Annotated in this window: 16 protein-coding genes; 4 read left to right on the top strand and 12 right to left on the bottom strand. The window is 46.1% G+C overall.

Annotated elements, in window-relative coordinates:
* Positions 1-100 precede the first annotated feature (100 nt).
* Positions 101-868, top strand: a complete 768-nt coding sequence (locus H579_RS0107135) for an alpha/beta fold hydrolase (protein ID WP_051227400.1) — start codon at positions 101-103, stop codon at positions 866-868.
* A 165-nt stretch (positions 869-1033) separates the two neighbouring features.
* On the opposite strand, the gene H579_RS0107130 is transcribed toward H579_RS0107135, so the two are convergent.
* From H579_RS0107130 to H579_RS0107110, 4 genes are all read right to left on the bottom strand, one after another.
* Positions 1034-1615 (bottom strand): Tll0287-like domain-containing protein, encoded by a 582-nt coding sequence (locus H579_RS0107130; RefSeq protein WP_028300104.1) that lies wholly within the window; start codon positions 1613-1615, stop codon positions 1034-1036.
* Between the two features lie 249 nt (positions 1616-1864).
* Positions 1865-5047: a mechanosensitive ion channel domain-containing protein gene (locus H579_RS0107125; RefSeq protein ID WP_028300103.1), complete on the bottom strand. Its 3183-nt coding sequence runs from the start codon at positions 5045-5047 to the stop codon at positions 1865-1867.
* Between the two features lie 145 nt (positions 5048-5192).
* Positions 5193-5564 (bottom strand): SirB2 family protein, encoded by a 372-nt coding sequence (locus H579_RS0107120; RefSeq protein WP_028300102.1) that lies wholly within the window; start codon positions 5562-5564, stop codon positions 5193-5195.
* 387 nt (positions 5565-5951) lie between these two features.
* Positions 5952-8309 (bottom strand): fatty acid cis/trans isomerase, encoded by a 2358-nt coding sequence (locus H579_RS0107110; RefSeq protein ID WP_051227399.1) that lies wholly within the window; start codon positions 8307-8309, stop codon positions 5952-5954.
* Between the two features lie 457 nt (positions 8310-8766).
* On the opposite strand from H579_RS0107110, the gene hpaD reads away from it, so the two are divergent.
* Together hpaD and H579_RS0107100 are read left to right on the top strand one after the other, a co-directional pair.
* Positions 8767-9693 (top strand): 3,4-dihydroxyphenylacetate 2,3-dioxygenase, encoded by a 927-nt coding sequence (hpaD, locus tag H579_RS0107105; protein WP_028300100.1) that lies wholly within the window; start codon positions 8767-8769, stop codon positions 9691-9693.
* Between the two features lie 298 nt (positions 9694-9991).
* Entirely contained in the window at positions 9992-10189 is a 198-nt protein-coding gene (locus tag H579_RS0107100) for a hypothetical protein (RefSeq protein WP_028300099.1), read from the top strand.
* 102 nt (positions 10190-10291) lie between these two features.
* Here H579_RS0107100 and H579_RS0107095 read toward each other — a convergent pair whose 3' ends face one another.
* From H579_RS0107095 to H579_RS30065, 4 genes are all read right to left on the bottom strand, one after another.
* On the bottom strand, positions 10292-10654 hold the full coding sequence (locus tag H579_RS0107095) for a SpoIIAA family protein (RefSeq protein WP_028300098.1): 363 nt from the start codon (positions 10652-10654) through the stop codon (positions 10292-10294).
* Positions 10655-10713: 59 nt separating this feature from the next.
* On the bottom strand, positions 10714-11061 hold the full coding sequence (locus H579_RS0107090; protein ID WP_028300097.1) for a hypothetical protein: 348 nt from the start codon (positions 11059-11061) through the stop codon (positions 10714-10716).
* A 40-nt stretch (positions 11062-11101) separates the two neighbouring features.
* The gene (locus tag H579_RS27715; protein ID WP_051227398.1) at positions 11102-13084 is read right to left on the bottom strand and encodes a diguanylate cyclase; all 1983 of its coding nucleotides are present in this window, start codon (positions 13082-13084) and stop codon (positions 11102-11104) included.
* Positions 13085-13432: 348 nt separating this feature from the next.
* Positions 13433-13774, bottom strand: coding sequence for a LysR substrate-binding domain-containing protein (locus H579_RS30065; RefSeq protein WP_028300096.1), 342 nt, complete (start codon positions 13772-13774; stop codon positions 13433-13435).
* 513 nt (positions 13775-14287) lie between these two features.
* On the opposite strand from H579_RS30065, the gene gbdR reads away from it, so the two are divergent.
* The gene (gene gbdR, locus H579_RS0107075) at positions 14288-15430 is read left to right on the top strand and encodes a choline metabolism transcriptional regulator GbdR (protein WP_028300095.1); all 1143 of its coding nucleotides are present in this window, start codon (positions 14288-14290) and stop codon (positions 15428-15430) included.
* A gap of 119 nt (positions 15431-15549) precedes the next feature.
* On the opposite strand, the gene H579_RS0107070 is transcribed toward gbdR, so the two are convergent.
* The 4 genes from H579_RS0107070 to H579_RS0107055 form a co-directional block, all read right to left on the bottom strand.
* Positions 15550-16692 carry a flavohemoglobin expression-modulating QEGLA motif protein gene (locus H579_RS0107070; RefSeq protein ID WP_051227397.1) on the bottom strand — a complete coding sequence of 381 codons (1143 nt, stop codon included), beginning with the start codon at positions 16690-16692 and terminating at the stop codon, positions 15550-15552.
* 563 nt (positions 16693-17255) lie between these two features.
* Positions 17256-17531, bottom strand: coding sequence for a TIGR03643 family protein (locus tag H579_RS0107065; protein WP_028300093.1), 276 nt, complete (start codon positions 17529-17531; stop codon positions 17256-17258).
* 45 nt (positions 17532-17576) lie between these two features.
* Entirely contained in the window at positions 17577-17723 is a 147-nt protein-coding gene (locus tag H579_RS28505; RefSeq protein WP_084623999.1) for a DUF2256 domain-containing protein, read from the bottom strand.
* A gap of 249 nt (positions 17724-17972) precedes the next feature.
* On the bottom strand, positions 17973-18527 hold the full coding sequence (locus H579_RS0107055; RefSeq protein ID WP_051227396.1) for a helix-turn-helix domain-containing protein: 555 nt from the start codon (positions 18525-18527) through the stop codon (positions 17973-17975).
* Positions 18528-18613 lie beyond the last annotated feature (86 nt).

Below are 18613 nucleotides of genomic sequence, written 5' to 3'. Positions count from 1 at the left end.
AGCCGGGGTAGATTTCACGAGCAAAAGGTGTAATTGTGTTAACTCGACACAGAAATTAAGATTATGCTGAGAAAAGTTCCCTACAACTAAGGAAAGAGCTATGTACGCGCAGGATTTCAATGAGTTGGGCTTTATCTGTTCTAACTGGCCACTTAAATCTGAACAACCAACCTTGCTATTTGTACATGGAGCAGGACTCAATCATGCTCAATGGCAAGCCCAGATGATAGGTTTACGTGACAAAGCAAATCTGGTCGCAGTCGACTTGCCTGGCCATGCTCTAAGCGCCCATCACGATGGAGAGCAGTCCATTACGGCCTATGCAGATACTCTGGCAGAGCTGTCTGAATACCTGAACTGTCAACAACTGGTACTGGTCGGCCACAGCATGGGCGGAGCCGTTTGCCTGGAGTTTGCCATACGTCATTTGCAGCACCTTTCAGGCCTTGTACTACTGAATACCGGTGCCAGACTGAAAGTGATGCCGGAAATACTGGAGAAAATCCACATGGACTATCCTGGATTTGTCCAAATGATGACAAATCAGGCAATGACAGACGGTGCCGATATCGAGTTACTTGAGCCTGTATCAGACCTGATGCTTCAGAGCGATCTGCAAACCGTGATCAATGATTTCAGTGCCTGTAATCGGTTCGACCGTATGGATAATCTATCTGAGATTACTTGCCCCACACTGGTCCTCAGCGCTGAAAAAGATATGATGACACCGCCCAAATACGGCAAGTTCCTATCCGATCAATTACCTGATAGCCATTTTGAAGTGATTGATGGCGCGGCTCATTTAAGCCCTATTGAACACCCACAAGAGGTCAATAGTGCGATAGGCCGCTTTATCCATTCCCTTTAAAGCTGCGTCCCATCCTTATAGCCAGACTCAACACTTTAGCATCTCTTAGATTCAAGTAATAAGTCTTCCGACGCAGTCAGAAGACTTACAAGATTACAATACAAAAGCTGATGATAAGAAATGATCTTTAGCCACTGCTCTGTGCTCTGTGCTCTGTCCAAAAAACTACAACATTTTTTTCAAAGTAAACGCACCACGCAGATCCCCAGCCTTGAAGCCAGTCGCGCTATCATATGGATAGAGTTCATCTAACTTTGCCTTGATGCCAGGCTTTAACTGACCGCCATGACAGGCCAAACATTGCTTAGAGACAGGAATGGCTTTCATCATACGAAATACTTGTCGACCAGATTCATCCGTTGTGATCTCACTGTATGCCAGAGTTTTCAAATCAGCACCCAGTGTTTTTTGTGTCGCAAAATATTCCAGCACCCGACGCTCCCAGGCATCGGGGGCATTGTTTGGATTACGCAGTTTCAAACTGGTACGGGACACATCCCACCCTTTAGCATCAGAAACCTGTTGAGTAATCGGCTGCGCCTGGGTATTACACACCTTAATGGCTGCAGGTAGCCCTTCGTTTTTAGCGGTAGCTTTCAGTTCGTTACCTAACTGAGAAGCCAACGCTTTAATCACACCCTTGCCTTCCTGCTCAAGGCTCTGAGTAGAAACAGTATCAGCAGAGTTCGATTGTGCAGCTACCAGAGTTGATAACAAGATTGTAAGGTTCAGGGTACGCTTTTTCATTGAGTTATCCTGTTATTGTCATGTGCCGCAAACCGACACTCACATTAGAAAACCCCAATACTAATAAGCACCCCAAACATTAGCAATGACTTAATAAAAAAATAGTGCAACAGATACCTTTCACTCTCGCCTCAATCGATTTGTACTGATAAGTAGGCATACAGTACTTTTCCCACATAAAGCCCGTATTTTCCGGCCACTTCGGCCAGAGAATATCGGAATATTTATGTTCGGGTATTTACCCTCTATTCACTTCTTTTTGATATTAACGTCAATCTGCTGGTAAGCGATCTGAATGTCATGTGCCCTGAACGCTTCTGCAATCGCCTGATTAACCTCATGAGTGACAATAAGTCGGTCATCCATATCATTGACAAACAACCTTAATTCCAGGTTCAAAGTACTTGGACCAAACTTCATAAAGAACGCATTGGGTTCTGGATCTTTCAGCACTTTCTGATTTTTAGATGCCACATCCAGCATCAGTTTTTTCGCCAATTCGGTATCAGAGCCATGGGCAATGCCCACAGAGAGAATAACCCGGGTTATAGGGTCCGTCAGAGACCAGTTGATCAACTGATCGGTAACAAAGTTTTTATTAGGGATAATAATCTCTTTTCTATCCCAGTCTGCAATCGTCGTCGCTCTGATCTGAATACGCGTGACGGTACCGGAATAATTGCCGATGGTGACCGTGTCCCCTATGCGAATAGGTTTTTCAAACAGAATAATCAAACCTGAGACAAAGTTAGCCACAATCTCCTGCAAACCAAAACCAAGGCCAACACCTAATGCCGCCACGAGCCACTGTAGCTTCGACCAATCCAACCCCAACTGCCCTGTACCAGCAATAAAGCTGGTCATAATCAGAATATAACGGGTGATCGTAGTGATCGCGTAAGAGGTTCCTGGAGACAGAGTCAAATGTCTGAGCACCAACAGCTCCAACAAACCAGGCAGGTTGTAAGCGGCCAAGATACACAGACCAATAAGAATGACACTGACCAATATACTTTTGAGCGTAATGGGTTCGGGAATAATCCCCTCAGACGTCGTAATATCATTGCTCCACAGCACGATACTATCCAATACATCAAAAGCAGGCAGGGCATTTTTCAGAAACGCCCAGAACAAAAGGAAAAAAACGATTCCGGTAGTAGCCCGAAGCAATACCCGTGCCTGATCAGAAATTGTCTGCAGATCCAGATAGTTTTCATTCAGAGGAGGCACCTCTTCATTTTTCTCACGGGCTTCAAGAATTTCATTACGTCGGGCTCTCGCACGCTCAAAAGCCAGGCGCCGCTCCTCAATCAGTAGCCAGCGGTTACAAAAACGATAAAACAGGAACGTCAACACGCTGATACTGGATAGAACCAGTAACATGTACATAAATGTCTGACCAGTGAAGGTATAACCCATGATTGCAGCAATGACGATCAGAAGGTGACCTCCGGCATTGAGCCCAAGCCAGGGCCTGAGCTGTTGCCACAACGGTGCCCCGGATGAGTTATGCACCGGAAGTGAACGGTATAGAGAGATACAGAACAACGTCACCATTAATGCCAGCGCCATTAGCGCAGCTCGACCGGCACCCGAGCGCAGGCTGACATTATCAGTCTGTTCTGTCGCCGCAATAACCAACACTAAAAACGCACCAAACCAGAAAACCAAATGTAATCGTTTTCTGATACGTGAACACAAGCCTTCAGACACAGAAAGATGGGCTGGTAGCAACCCCTCTGGTGTTTTCAGCCAATAGATCAGAGCTAAATAGATACCGCTGGCCAAAGCTCCTACAGGAGCCAGCACGGATAAATCGACCTGCCATACCTCCGTGTTAAACACCTTCCCCAACAGCAAGTACACGCCAGCAGGAACGGGCAAAATGACGACCAGAGGCATCCAGGTCGCCTGAAAGGTGTGCAGAAACCGATCATTGACAACATTCCCAATATATTGGGCCCAGAGTCCCTGTTTTTTTCTCAGTTTAGGATATAACAGCAAAGAGACCGCCACCAGAATCAACCATAGCGCTAAAGATGCGATCCAGTCATCCGAAGGAAGCACATACTTCTGATCCGACGAAATAGTCGGAACAAGTATCGAAAGAACAGAAGGAATACCCTGCAGCACATCAGAAAACCACTTGGGTGACAGAGGCGGGACACTTGGAATCCAAAGAAGCTGCTGTGAGATCAGCTCTTTACCCTTATTGGCCTGCTCTGAAAACTGCTCCTGTACGGAGAGCAATTCGGATAGCTCATTCAGAGCCTGATTAATTGTCTCCTGTGTTTTAACCGCGATACTCCTGTAATCATATTGCAGATCTTTCAGGCGACTCAGCTGTTCATCACTCAGTCCGGGAGATAACAGCCTTTCATCTGATGTGTCGATCATCAGTTCTGAGCGGGAAATATCCAGACTCATCAAACGCAGCTCATTGAGCTGTTTTTTCGTCGCCAGGGTATCCACATCCGCTTCAAGATGCTGAGTAAACCGACTTAACTCCGGACCTAATGGTTGTCGGCTTAACTCTGTTTGCAGCTGCAAAGCCATATAACTCTGCTTAAACAGATCCAGTTTTCGCTCCAGTAATCGACGCTGCTGTAGCGTATCTTCCGCCAGAGTAACAACGGCTCTCAGATTTTGGCTCAGCTTTTGATTACGTGCTTGCTGCTCAATAATAGGAGCGGGAAGGTCGTCGCTATCAGATTCCGTATGCACTTGCTCAAGTGTTTGCTCCGCCTCAGTCCGGCGCTTATCCTGCAACAGATCCTGCAATGTTTTAATCAAATTTCTCTGATGCTCAAGCTGCTTGGTTAAACGTTGCGCCTTAATCTGATTTAGCTCATTAATACCCGGCAATGTCAGCAATCTAAACTCCAGAGCCTGAATTCTCGCCGCCCGCGCCGCGAACTCTGCATCATTCAGCGCACTGCTTTCGCTGCCTTCCGTAATCTCCTGCTGTTTCAGAGATGCAAGTTCAGTACGCAAGGTAATTAAGGTGTCACTGCTTTGCTTAATTTGCTTCTGAACCTGCTTTTCGCCTTGCTCTAATTCCAGTAGCTTCGCTTTTTCCAAAGTCAGTTTCTGCTCCAGCTCTGAAGCACTTTGCTTCTTAAGCTGCTGAATATTCAGAGACGGGGCAGACTCGGATAAACTCTGCTGAATTTTTTTTATTTCTGCCGGAATCCGCTCTAATTGATTACGGCTTTGCATCGCCTGCTGCTCAAAAAGTACAGCATCCTGCCAGGCTGCAATAATCTTCTGGTACAACTCTCTTTGTTCTTTATCCTGAGAAGTGGTTGCAGTTGCATCCAGCTGCTCCAAACGCTGCTTATAGAGTTCGAGGCTCTCCTGGGAGTTACTGAAAGCTAAATTCGAAAGTAAAAGCAATGCCAGAAGGATAAGACTTCTGATAAACGTTGGCATAGAGTCCCTGTCAATCATAGGTTGGTGACGATGGTCATTCTGTTAGAGAGAAGTTGAAACACAAAGGAGAAAAAGATCAGAACAAACAGTGCTGTAAACAGGATTACAACACTGTAAGTGCCAAATATTCTATAACAATTGAAGCCTACAGGAACAGACCAGCATGACGATGAGCTACCGCCATAGCCATACCAAACGCACCAATCGCACCTACCGCCAGCACCAGTTGCATCGCTTTAGCCTGGGTTTTCAGCGCAGCAATAGCCAATGCAATATAACCGATCAGAGCAAACAATTTTTCCGTTAACCAGCCGTCCGCAAATGGGAACTGGCCTGTGGTAACAGCCAATGTGCCAGCAGTCAGTACCACCATCAGCATAGAGCCCAGAGTAGCCATCAGTGCCAGACGGCTTTCGGCTGCCTTAGAGCCTGTAAGAGATAACACCAGACGGATAACAAAAATAACAAGACTCAGAATAACAAACGCTAAATGCAGTTTTAACGCGATAGGATACATTTCAGCCTCTTTAAATCACGGTAGAAAGTTTTAGGAATAACTTTAGAGCCGCGATACTACCATAAGTTTCATGAATAAGATCTTCGCTGTAGCGGCATTATCTTGTTGTTACAGACTGATAAATAACAGGTATTCCCCTACCTGCTCCCTTGACCATCAGAGAGGTTCTCTACGGCGCTGCAGCATAAACATCTGAACCGATTAAAAAGACTACGTTTAACTAATGGCCGTTACACAGAGTTATGAATAGTCTCATTTGCTGGAACTGTTTATTATCTTTGCACTGCGCACGCTGATTACGTTACCGGTTATCGCAGGGGTTGCTCACCTGGTATTTTAACGGCCAGCCCCAAAGTCTGGCTTTGGGGCTGCTTCTCTTAAACGGGGCTACCACCCTTTGTATCGGTTAAGATCATAATATCCCGCCTGCCGGGGCTGTTCCGACTCCATATAATAGCGAAAGCTGTGGAATATCTCCCAGAAGTTGGGATCAGTTCTGCGTACTCCCCAACGGTCCACAACTTTTCGGCGATCTTTTATCCGCTTCATATTCGCGAGCTCACCCACAAATGCAGAAACCTCCCGCTGCGGCACCCTGAAAATAAAGTTAGGGTAGCTGCCAACAGGCTCTCTGAAAATAGTGACGCTATCTTTCTCCGGTTCATAGCGAAGCTCTTCGCCCAGCATGAATGCGACATTGGAATGTGACCGGTTACGTATCAATGTATAGACGGAGAAATCACCGCCCGGTAAATCAACTCTTAGAAAACTAACATCGGGCAGCAGATCAATACCGGGAATATCCTTTGCCCGACCTTCGGTCAATGAGGCCAGCTGTTTATCGATCTGGTTTTCATGCGTCAAACCCAAACGTAAACAATCAGGATCACGGCATCCATCAAGGGTGCGATTATCAATGATATGATGATTAGCACGCCAGATCTGCTCAACAATCTGCAGTTTGGTATCGCGTCGCGAAGACAGCAACAGCGCTGAAGGGGTCTTGGTATCAAGATCATGGTAACTGATCAGCGTTTTAATAAGACCGCTATAGCGATACCAGTCTTTATACATAGCCTCCCTCTCCTGAGGCGGGGCCAGGCGGAGAAAATTGGTTTCTCCACCATTGCGAATAAGATCAAAGTAAAGTCGTGTCTGAGCCTGATGAGAAACACTGCCAAATACATTGAATCCCACTACCAGCTCATAATAGGTACGCTCAAATAATGGGTAATCCATCAGCCAAAGCGTGCGGGGTAACGCCCCTTGAAACCCTTTCATAACTGAAGCACTGTCATGATGTCGGAAGACCGACAGAAAAGCGTTGTCGTTGTGGCCATCGCCATCCCATATCTGTTCGACAGCCGCGCCCTTGGGGAAAGCCTTGCGGTACTGCTTCTGGCGATGTTCCAGGTATTTATTGCGCTTACCACTGTATTTGAACCAGGCAGAACCCAGCGCCATCATGTCCGAATTTTCACCGGGTAATCCCAACAGATTTATCACTTGTTCACGATAGTCTGGCTGGCCGACATACTGCTCGTAGTCTGGATCTTCAAACATGACCCAGAACTGATCGCGGATCACATCAGTCGCGATCTGACCACGGCAGACAGGGCCTCGAATGAAGTTACGAACAAAATACTCTGCTTCATCCAGCATAAATTGATAGCGGGATCGTGAGGGAATGGCCGCAAAAGTAACGAACGGATTCGATGCGTATTCATAACCGTAACCGGGTAATTGATCGACTCGCCATTCGGTCTCCAGAAAAAGGGCACGGTAGCGATCCATCCTGTCTTTACTCAACTCGTAAACGATATGGGTTTTATGGACAAGGGTGTCAACCAGAGGGCGCAGACGATAGTAAAACTTGCCGCCCGGATCTCCATTCGGACGGACTGTTGCGACTGGAACAATTTTCCCAGGCGCTGCGGTGCGTGATCTCACCAATTGAAAATAGGTGCCAGAGTGATCGCCTTTAAAATACAGGTGCCCCAGAAACAAATGCTCAAATAAATAACGGGCAACCAGTTGATGACGTTTATCGTCATGATTTAAAAATGCTTCCCACTGATTTACCTGATCTGTTGTCGCGTCTGATATTACTAAAGAAGACTCTTCGACCTCCGCCCCCTGCTTCAGCCAGGTGGTAAGACGATGATATTCATCATCCGTTAGTCCCGTCACCCCATAGGGCATTCCGGCGAGAGGATAGTTTTCGCGATAGTCGGCAAAGTCTTCCGGTTTCGGACACTGGTTTTCACGGTATATGCCCAGAGAATAGTCATCTGACAGAGGCTGACCAGGAGCAACCGGATTCTCCCTACCCAGCTCCAGCATACCCAATAGCAGGGAAGATCTCTTATCTTCCTCTGTATCGCCGTCAACGGAACGTATAATGGAGAAAAAACCTTTTTTGCGCCAACCTTCCTCTGTCAAAGCGTCCAAGTGAAGCCGGGTAGGACTCATATCACCAGTTCGGACGCCATTGTAAACCGACGCCTGACTTGCACCCCGGAGAACCCCGGAAGCGGACTCCAGCTTGAGCTGACAGGGCGCATCATAGCAGGCATGACAGGCAATACATTTTTGATCAAAGACAGGCTTTATATCACGGCTAAAAGAGAAAGCCTCTGCAGGAGCCCCTATTGCAGTCGGGCTGGTAATGATGAGTAAAATTGATGAAAGAAAAACGACTAAATACAAGCCCGCCAAACGCCCTATTCGATAAAAGTTCCACATAACCTAGCAACTCCTGTAGAGGGCATGCTTCTGGCAGACTTCATTTCAGAGCACAGGAAAACCCAACGCCCAAAACATCCTGATCATCAAAAAGCTCCATCCGACTGGCCCTTTTTGAGACATACTAACTCTGCCAAATCATACGTAAGTTTGCAGCACAGCGCAAAACGAAGACGAACAAACGGCAAAAACAAAGCAAACAGGCAAAACAAACGATGACCGCCGTTTTTTATCTTTCAGCCACTGATTCTTGGCTTCAGGCTCTATCAGCCACTGAAGAAATACCTGACTCAGCCTCTAGGTTTCTTTGACACTAGATAACATATTAAGTATATTTTTAATTAACATATTAACTTTAATAATAACTGAACAGCACAGCAATCTTGCTCATTCTGTTTGGTGTGATGCCCTGGTCATTCCAGGCCCTCTACTGCAAAAGACAATTAGGTAGCTACAAATGGGTAAACTTGCACTCGCAGCTAAAATCACTCACGTTCCATCCATGTATCTTTCTGAATTAGATGGTCCACGCAAAGGTTGTCGCCAAGCCGCTATTGATGGTCATATCGAGATTGACCGCCGTTGTCGTGAACTGGGTGTTGATACGATAGTTGTGTTTGACACCCATTGGCTGGTAAATGCGGGCTACCACATCAACTGCGCACCTCACTGGCAAGGCACCTATACCAGTAATGAGCTGCCACACTTTATCAGCAATATGGAATACGATCTTTACGGTAATCCTGAACTGGGTAATCTGCTGGCAAACGTGGCCAATGAGCAAGGTGTCGAAACCCTGGCACACGACAACACTACTTTGGCCCCTGAATACGGTACTCTGGTCCCTATGCGTTATATGAATAAGGACAACCATTATAAGGTGATCTGTGTTTCTGCCCTGTGCCAGGTGCATTATCTGAATGATAGCGCCCGTCTGGGGTGGGCTTTCCGTGAAGCCATTGAGAAACACTACGATGGCACAGTGGCTATTTTAGCTTCAGGTTCCATGTCGCACCGTTTTGCTCAGAATGGTCAGGCGCCTGAGTTCGCCGATAAAATCTGGAGCCCGATGCTGGAAACCCTGGACAAGCAAGCCATTCGTATGTGGGAAGAGGGTGACTGGTCAACATTCTGCGAAATGTTGCCGGAATATGCGGCTAAAGGCCACGGCGAAGGCTTTATGCACGATACTGCCATGCTGTTAGGCGCCTTGGGTTGGTCAGAATACGAGGGTAAAGCGGATGTGGTTACACCGCTGTTTGGCAGCTCTGGCACCGGGCAGATTAATGCCATTTTACCAGTAACCGAGGTGTCTGGTACTGCGGTTCCCAAGGCTCAGGCAGCGCAACAAAAAGACCTGGTGTACGGAGAGAGCCGTTTGTAAAACGCTCTGTTATTACCGAAGGGCTCTTTAGGGCCCTTTTTTATGTCACCTCTTCTTTCAAGCGCACAAATACAAATAAGCCCCTCTTTATAATTTCAGGCTGAACCCACTCTTGCCTTGAGCGTCTTTTACATAAAAGATTGATACAGGGCCTTTGCTCGATGTTTTTTTTGCGAATGTTTCCTCTGCGCTACATTCGCAAAACAAACTGCAACATTCTCACATTGGATTATGCTTAAGATAATCCATGATCCGCCGTTATTTAAGTCATTGAATTTAACTGAAGAGGAAAATAGAAATGGATGCTATGGGCAGTGTGGGTATTGTTGCCAGCAATATGGGCCATCAGAATGCTTCATTGGGAGTGCAAGCCTCTCTGATTCAATCTATTCAGGAAACGCATAAAAATGCAGTCGAGACTCTAATGAGTGGTGTTGCCCCTGTACAACCCTCCGTTGAACCCCATTTGGGTAACAACATCAACGTCAAGGCTTAACTCTTAGTCCGAGAATACGGCTCAATAAGCCGATTGACCGTAGAGCGTGCTTTATCGCTCTGCGGTCGCTTTGGCTATATCACTCACCACCAAACATCCCTATTAATCCCTTAAAAAGTCCACTGCTTCATGCTTTGCTTCCACCGAGAAGCTGCGCAATTCGGTTTTTGGAAACAGTTTATCCTCAAAACTCACAACCTTATGCAGCCACTTTTTATCCGTTATCACTGCTGCTTTATGAATATCCGACACGCCATGACTTACCAGAAACTTTAGCTTTTCTACAATAGCTTCAAACTCAACACCGCCGAGACTTTCAACCTCCTGATACAGACAGACTTCACCAAAATCATCTATCTTGGCCGTTATCTTCTGCAGCACTTCGTGCATCTCATCCTGACTTATCTTCCCTGAAATACGATAAGCTACTGCTTTTGGTACACCAATCTCCAGGAACTCAATCATATCGCTTCCTCTTGTCTATGGGCACACCTGACCTATTATCGTACCCGGCTCGATTCACTTCAGTGTTTACGTAATCTGACACTCCATTTGCCATCATGCTCCGCAGTACACTCTTCTTCGGTATCAAAGCATACATGCCGGGCAACATCGCTGATGGCGATATTTGCCGCTTTCAGCTCTCGGCCAATCAGCGCATACAGAGCTTCAACTTCGGCAGACGCCTTTGCTTGCTCCAGGTTATCAATAGAATCAAAAATGCAAATAACCGACAGTGACTCAGGAAATTTGTTGAAGTTTGCAATATGGGTTAACCATTGAAAGCCTTCGACACGATCCAAAGCAGCATCACATACATGAGTCAATGCTGTGATTAAATTTTTTTCTATCTTCTTATCCGTTTTCTTCATGAGGCTCGCCGAGGAGGTTAGACACAGGCGCTATCATAACCTAAGCATCACCTGGTAACAGATGATCAACACAACAAACATCATTACGGCCATTATCCTTGGCTTGATAAAGCGCGACATCCGTTCGCTCCAGCAAGCTTTCTGCATTATCGTTAACCTGGTACAGGCTGACACCAAAGCTTGCGGTAACACAACCCACTTCAGGAAAACTTTGCTGCTCAACATGTACCCGGAGTTTTTCAGCCAGACGGATAGTCGACTCTAAATCACTTTGCGGACAGATAATAAGAAATTCCTCTCCCCCCCAGCGACCAACTATCTCGCTGCCCTGGCACACGGCTCGTAGAATAGAGGCAAACTCTTTCAGGACCAGGTCACCCACATTGTGACCAAAGCTATCATTAATCGCTTTAAAGTTATCAATATCGAGCAAGATAATGGTAAAGCCTTGATGACCTTGACCCGCATACTCCAGCTGTTGCGACAGAGATTCATACAGCTTGTGCCGATTAAACAACTGAGTCAGCGGATCAGTTTCTGCGATTTTGGCAAGGAGCTTATTTTTCTCGTGCAACTCCTCGGTACGCTGCTTAACCTCATCTTCCAGTTTCCTGTGATACTCCTGAGTTAACTCCTTTGAATGCCGCAGTTTCTCGATCATACGACCAAAGTTTTTAAACAGAACGCCCATCTCGCCAGAGTACTGGGTTGGCAGTTCATGCTCTAAGTTGTCATCACTGATCTCTGTCGCAATACTGGATACACTTTGAATGGGGACAAACAAACGAAAGTAGTAGATAAAGCCAATGGCCAGATACAAGAATGCCAATATAAAAGCAACTGACACCTGCATTCTTTCATTGACCTTGCCTAAAGTGCCTATAATGGCTGAATTAGGTACCGCATTGATAATCGTCCAGCCTGTCGCCGGGATTTGTACCGCACTGACCTGATATACTTCTTCCTGACCTGAAGCCTGCACCACGTCCAATTCAAACGACAGAGATCCTTTATCGGCGAGTCGCTGCATGACACTGCCAGATAACTGATTCAGTTCAGAAAAATCAGAGATCACAGACTCTGGGTTATCTTGCTGCTGCCTAATCAAATGTTGTGGGGATAAGTAATAGAGCACACCGCGGTAACTGTCTTTGTTCCTGGCTTCAATCTCATCATTGCATATCTGCTGATTAGTTGAGATCGCTTTACCATAGCGGGAGGTCACTACAATAGTGGAGTTATCATACAGCTCGATATCTTTTAGAAAGGCATCCAGCAGCTGTTGAATCTTAATATCGTGAGAGGTTACACCCTTCAGCAGGCCTTGCTGATCATAAAAGGGGTAGGAAACCGTCACCATTTGCCCCTCTCCAGCCAGATCACTATAAGGCTCTTCCCAGCCAAAAGTTTTGTTCTCAAAGTCAGCTGCCAGATACCAGTGTTTGGTGGTCGGAGCTGTGGAAGCACTGGAATATTCCAGGCTTACACTGGGGTAGATATGAACCAGATCATCTTCTGTACTGATATAAACCCAAGAGTACTGATAGTTCTCATAGATCCCCTGAATCAGATATTTCACATCTTCAGCTGCAGCGATTTGTCTGGCAACATCACTGTCAAAGTGAGTTTTTTTATCAACAAAGCTGGTCAGCGCAGGTGATTGAAACGGAGTTTCTGGCCTGTTGCTGCCATCATGATAAAACGCCCAACTGGTTTCAGTGCGATGCATTTTTGAGCGCCATTCTTCCGTCTGGCTCAAGCTTTGCTCGGGTAGGGCCTCGTATGCACGCATATAAGCATCAGAGATAATCTTGGTAGTAAACGCGACCTTATTAAGTTCTTCATCCACCTGCTGGGCAACCGTTCGTGTCATGGTTGCCATATCAGTCAAAGCCTGTGACTTAGCTTGCCCTGATAAGGTTGAAAAAACAAAATTTAGCAGCAGGAAAATCGCTGCAGCTTCAATCAAAATAATGCCAAAGAAGATCTGCTTGGTGTTAAAACGATGTAAAAGGGTCGTCATATCAGTCTATCTTCTGTATTCCAAACGCCGTGTTCGCTTTAATTATCCATTATTGATACTTAAATTTTACTCTAAACAAGATATCAATCAGGTAATCTGGACAATACAAGGTTTTTTACAGTGTAAGTACCTTATTACCAGTACGAAAAGACCAGGAAAAGTATTGTCGCCCCTTAAAACAGGTGACAAAATTGCTACCAACAAAGCAAAAACCATTTGATCTGCAAGGACTTTAGCAGAATAATCCGATTCAGCCACCTGGGGTAAACCCTAATGTTATCTACCCGCTGATACAAATCAGGTTATTGGCCCTATGGCGATCATTTCCCAAACAAAATCCCTTTTATATTATACGCTCTCTGACTGCGCTACCCTGTTGAAATGGTAACAGATTAACTGGTAGAAGCGACTAATATGAATTGGTTTATCACCCATATACTGATGCAAGAAATAAAAATGCCACGCACGCCCATGAACCTCAGGTAATACTTGCACCAAACGTTCTGCTCTAATATCGGCCTGGACAAGGAGGCCAGGGCATAATACTACCCCCATGTGATTCAGTATCATCTCACGCAACGTCGGTAACGTGTTGGTTTTTATAGTACTATCAATCGAGTATAGCTGCCTTTTCCCTGTCTGAGTATCAAGTAAGTCCAATTCCGTATGTTGCCACCGTCCCGTCACCATCACTTCTGGCTCAAGTAGAGAAAACTCAACACATAACTGGCTCATGGCAGGTATGACAATATTTTTTCAAAAAATGGCGGCACTGAAGCTTTAAATAATAGATGTGAAGGCAGTGTTTAAAACGAGCCTTCACTTATTCTTAGACTTGATCTACCTAAAATAAAAAGCGACATCCAGCCCTCAAAAAGCGTCATAGCTCTATCTTTTTGGCCCACAAACCAGCTATAAACCTTTCCTTGGATAACTGGCTAACTACCGGCTTGAGAATAAGTCTTCTAACGTACGTTAGACTCATCGTTGAGGCGTTTTTTTCAGCTACCCTACATTCAAATAAATGTCGTATCCTCTAGATACAACACAAGGTGCCGTCAGCACTGGACGCAAACCTGACCTTGCATAGCATTCCGATAGTAAAATAGAAAAACAATCGACTTGCCAGCGTGTAAAGCGGCCTCACAACAGGAGGCATTTTACTTCCATGAAGACTGGCGAGCACTAAGGTGCACTGAGCTTATGAGCAATTCCAATCAAGAACATACCAGCAGCCGCAGAGTACGCACCATAGGCTTTCTGCTGCTGAACAACTTCACCATGATCTCTCTGGCTTCAGCAGTAGAAGCTTTGCGTATGGCTAACCAGTTATCCGGTGAGGAACTGTATGCCTGGTACACCCTGACTGAAGACGGTGAACCCATCAGCGCCAGTGATGGCATTAAAATCACACCCGATGCCAGTATGTATTCCAATCTATTTCTGGATACCGTGATAGTCGCCGGAGGAGTCAATGTCACCAAGGCCTATCACAAAAAGCATATCAGCTGGTTGCAGGAGATGGATCGCAAGGGCTGCAAACTGGGCGGAGTCTGTACCGGTCCTTATCTGCTGGCAGAAGCGGGCCTGATGGATGGTTATGATTGTAGTGTGCACTGGGAGTATCTGGCTTCCCTGCAAGAAACCTTCCCGAAAGTAAACTGCTCGAATCGTCTGTTCAGTATGGACGGCAAACGCATGACCTGCTCCGGGGGCACCGTACCGCTGGATATGATGCTGAATATGATCAAGCAGGAGCATGGTGCTCAGCCATCTGCGGCTATCTCAGAGATGTTTATCTGTGACCGTGTGAGAGATGAAAGTGATCAACAGAAAGTTCCTCTGCGTCATGTCTTAGGTACCAACCAGCCTAAGCTGTCGGAAGTGGTCGCTCTGATGGAAGCCAATATCGAAGAGGTGATTGGTATGGATGAACTGGCTCACTATGTCGGGCTCTCACGCCGCCAGCTGGAACGAGTCTTCCAAAAGTATCTGCACTGTTCGCCGTTTAAGTATTACCTGAAGCTCAGACTGCTTAGAGGCCGTCAGCTATTAAAACAGAGCACTATGCCCATTGTAGATATCGCTACTGCCTGCGGTTTTGTCTCAGCGACCCACTTCAGTAAATGCTATCGTGAGCAGATGGGCGTTGCCCCAAGCGAAGAGCGTACGACCATGACCAAGGAAGAGAAAGCCAAAGTGCGCGAAGCTGAGCAGAAGCTCCCCTCGCAGAAGCCACCGTTCAAATCGATGAGAAGCTATCAGGAGTCGTTGGCAAAAGGGGCATTTACCGAAGCCAAAGCAGAGTCGACCTTTGGCTCGGTGAATCTAAAAGAGGGTAAGTAAAAGCGCGCGCAGCACTGGCTACTATTGATGGATTCCACCGGCCCTCAAAAGTATTAACCGATAAGGACCCGAGCTTTTTAAACCCTTCACATCAATGGTTAAACATATTCCAACCGCTGCTATTTAATCGCATGCGCCATAAAGCGGCTGACACCTTCAATAGGACTAGGCTGGCTGATTGCCGGGCTGATATAGGTCGGGGCATTCAGATAGCCTTTATTAATCAAACGTGTGACCAAAGGTAATTGCTCTATAGACACCTTACCGGCCAACAGGTGATGGAAATCCGGGCAATTTTCATAGGCATTCAGCATCTGATGAAACCCTTGCAGATACAGATAATCTTTCGTAAAACCACCACCCCGATACACCCTGGCACAGATTGTAAAAGCCAGTTGATCATCCACCTTGTACTGCTCTTTCAACAGCTGAAATGTGCGTTTAAAGTCTTTCTCAACCAGCATCGACTGAACCGCAATCACCCGTAAAGCCAATACCTTCAGCCGGGGGACTGTCAGATAGCCCGCCAGGTACTCACACAAAATCGCCAACCCTTCCTGCGTGGTAGTATTAACCGGACTGCCCAGTGATAGAATGTTCAACGGCTGCTGTCGGGCATTTAATGTTGTCACCAGATGCACACCCAGCTCATGGTGAGCCAGCGCATAGACTTCAGTCTGACACACTTTTGCACGGGTATTGATTCGCACCCGAGTACCGGATACAAGCGCATTAGCAATCATGCCTTCAGATAACACAAGCTCATATTGATAACCCTGCATATCCGCGAACGCTTTCAAGTGAGCCAGAATACCTTCCGCATCAACCGGTACACTATCCTCTACACCCAATTCGTTAGGCACATGCAAAACAAAGTGCGCGTTACGAATATCTTTGACTGTTGGCTCACCGTAGTAACGCAGAGAATCATAGACAAAGTCACTGGTACCAACGGAACGATACTGGTCCAGTTTATCCACGTAGGACTCAATCACTTCGCTATAAAGCTGTATCAGATCGGGATCAGGCAGATTCTCAACCGGCAATTGATAGAGCGCCCTTTTACGTTGGAAAAGATCGATCTTGTGTTGCTCATAAACAAACGCAGGATTGAGCGTACACTTTGAGTCAAAAAACGCCTGTTTCTGCTGCTGAAAGTTCTTTGGCGCCACGGCTTCAAGAATTTCAACACCATTAACCAGCGCATACAGCTCACGATCAAGCTGTGCCAAAACGGGGTGATCGACCACAGATTTATCCATAATGGGGTCTCCTGAGAATAGGAATGACCAAGGGCGTTTAAAGGAAGGCTGAGCACCGGAACAGCCCCACAACCCTGGCTAACAAAAAAGCAGCAAAAAAAGCAAAAAAAGCAAAAAAAGCAAAAAGACAAAAAACTGTCTTTTTGCTGCGTGCACCAAGGGTGAAAATATTGGCTTAGAAAATGATCAAACTGTGTCTTTTGATCAGCCAGTGTTCCAAGTGGGCGATTTTTAATTCAGTTGCCAAACCAGGTCAATGTTTTTTTTCACGGCACGAATCCCCTTGTTACACCCCTGCTATTTATAGCACTAATTAAAACAATCGCTTTCAATACTCTTGCTATACAGATCTGTATAAAATCATTTACTTATCCACGGCCATTGTCTTCAATACATGGTATAGCGCTTAGGTAATGGATAGCCCTAAGTCTTTACAACACAACACCTAAGCGGACACATACCCCCTCAGATCACGATAAATCATGCTGGTGTTAAAACTAATATTTTTAGCGCTAACGCAGACCCAAGCGCTCAGCCAGCACCCTGCTACCGGCTTAATGCTCTTACTTGCCTGAGCGTATTTTATATTGAGTTGGGCAATAACCCCGGCTGATATTAGGATCTCTCAACTGCTGATGCTTACTCTTCCGACCCGATACGCGCTTGCGCCATAAGCGAAATGAGCCTGGCTTTAAAGAGCCGCGCATCAAAGCGATCACATCAGGCTCTGTTAGGCTCCAATTTAATGCAATCGCTTCAAAAGGAGTACGATCTTCCCACGCCATCTCGATAATACGCGACTTATCCGCTTCAGATAATTGATAGGATGTCTTAGCCATTAGACTCTCTTCTTTAAATACAGGAAAACCCTGTTCCTGATTCTGTTATGTTTCAGTAATGCTGCTTTTGCCAGAGCGACAACGGCGGGAACAATAGATCACCTGCTCCCAATCCTTTTGCCACTTTTTTCTCCAACTGAACGGCCGGTTGCATACGGGGCATACTTTCCAGGGCAGATGGGCTTTCTTCACTTTGATTACTCTTCGTCATCCATAGTCATATCAACAAGCGCTTTACCAGCAACCTATCTCCTACGATGGTTGGCAAAAATCAGATTAACGCTCAGCTGAAAAAGAGACCCTCTGTTAAAAGATACAACCTGCAAAAAGAAAGGATATTTTGAAAAGGGCTACTCTGGAAAACATTACCCGAATGGTATTCCTAAACAGGCGCTGACTGAAAACTTGCCCGGAAGTTATGCTTTGTTCAGATAGCTCCTGTTATGCCGTGACCCACAACACCTCGGCATCCTCATCACCAGAAGAGAGCAGATTTTGCCCCATGCTACAGTCGTAGTAGATACTATCGCCTTTATGCAGCTCAATGGGCTCATAAAACTCTGAGAAGAGCACGATACTCCCCTTCAGCACATACAAAAACGCATCGCCACGATCTTTTTCTTTTACTTCTTCAGTAAACTCACGTACCGAACGATTGGTGATTTTTAATACCGTAGGCATCAGTTTTTTATTGGAGATCTGCTGCGCCAGAGCATGATCCGGGTTTGGAGCGCGGGTAATATCCAAACGGGCAAAAGGTTTAGGCTTATCCATCAGACGCTCAAACAACTGCGGCAAATAGATATTCAAACCGATCGCTATGGACTGAAGCGTTTCAAAGCTGGGAGAAATTTGATTATTTTCGATCTTAGACAGCGTGGATTTTGCGACCCCAGTTATCTGTTGCGCTTTTTCCAGGGTATAACCTTTTTCCTGACGGAACAGACGCATAGTGCGGCCAAAATCCAAGGGCTGGCGATTATTATTGATATCCATAGCGGTGAGCCCCTTAGGTTTGATATCAGAGTAAGCTGGATAAGCGAAGCGCCATCCGACGCTGACTCAGATACCGGATGATTGTC

This window comes from Oceanospirillum beijerinckii DSM 7166 (genome assembly GCF_000422425.1).
GTDB lineage: Bacteria > Pseudomonadota > Gammaproteobacteria > Pseudomonadales > Halomonadaceae > Oceanospirillum > Oceanospirillum beijerinckii.
The sequence above is the reverse complement of the archived record's forward strand: the minus strand, read 5'-3'. Positions and strand labels throughout refer to the sequence as shown.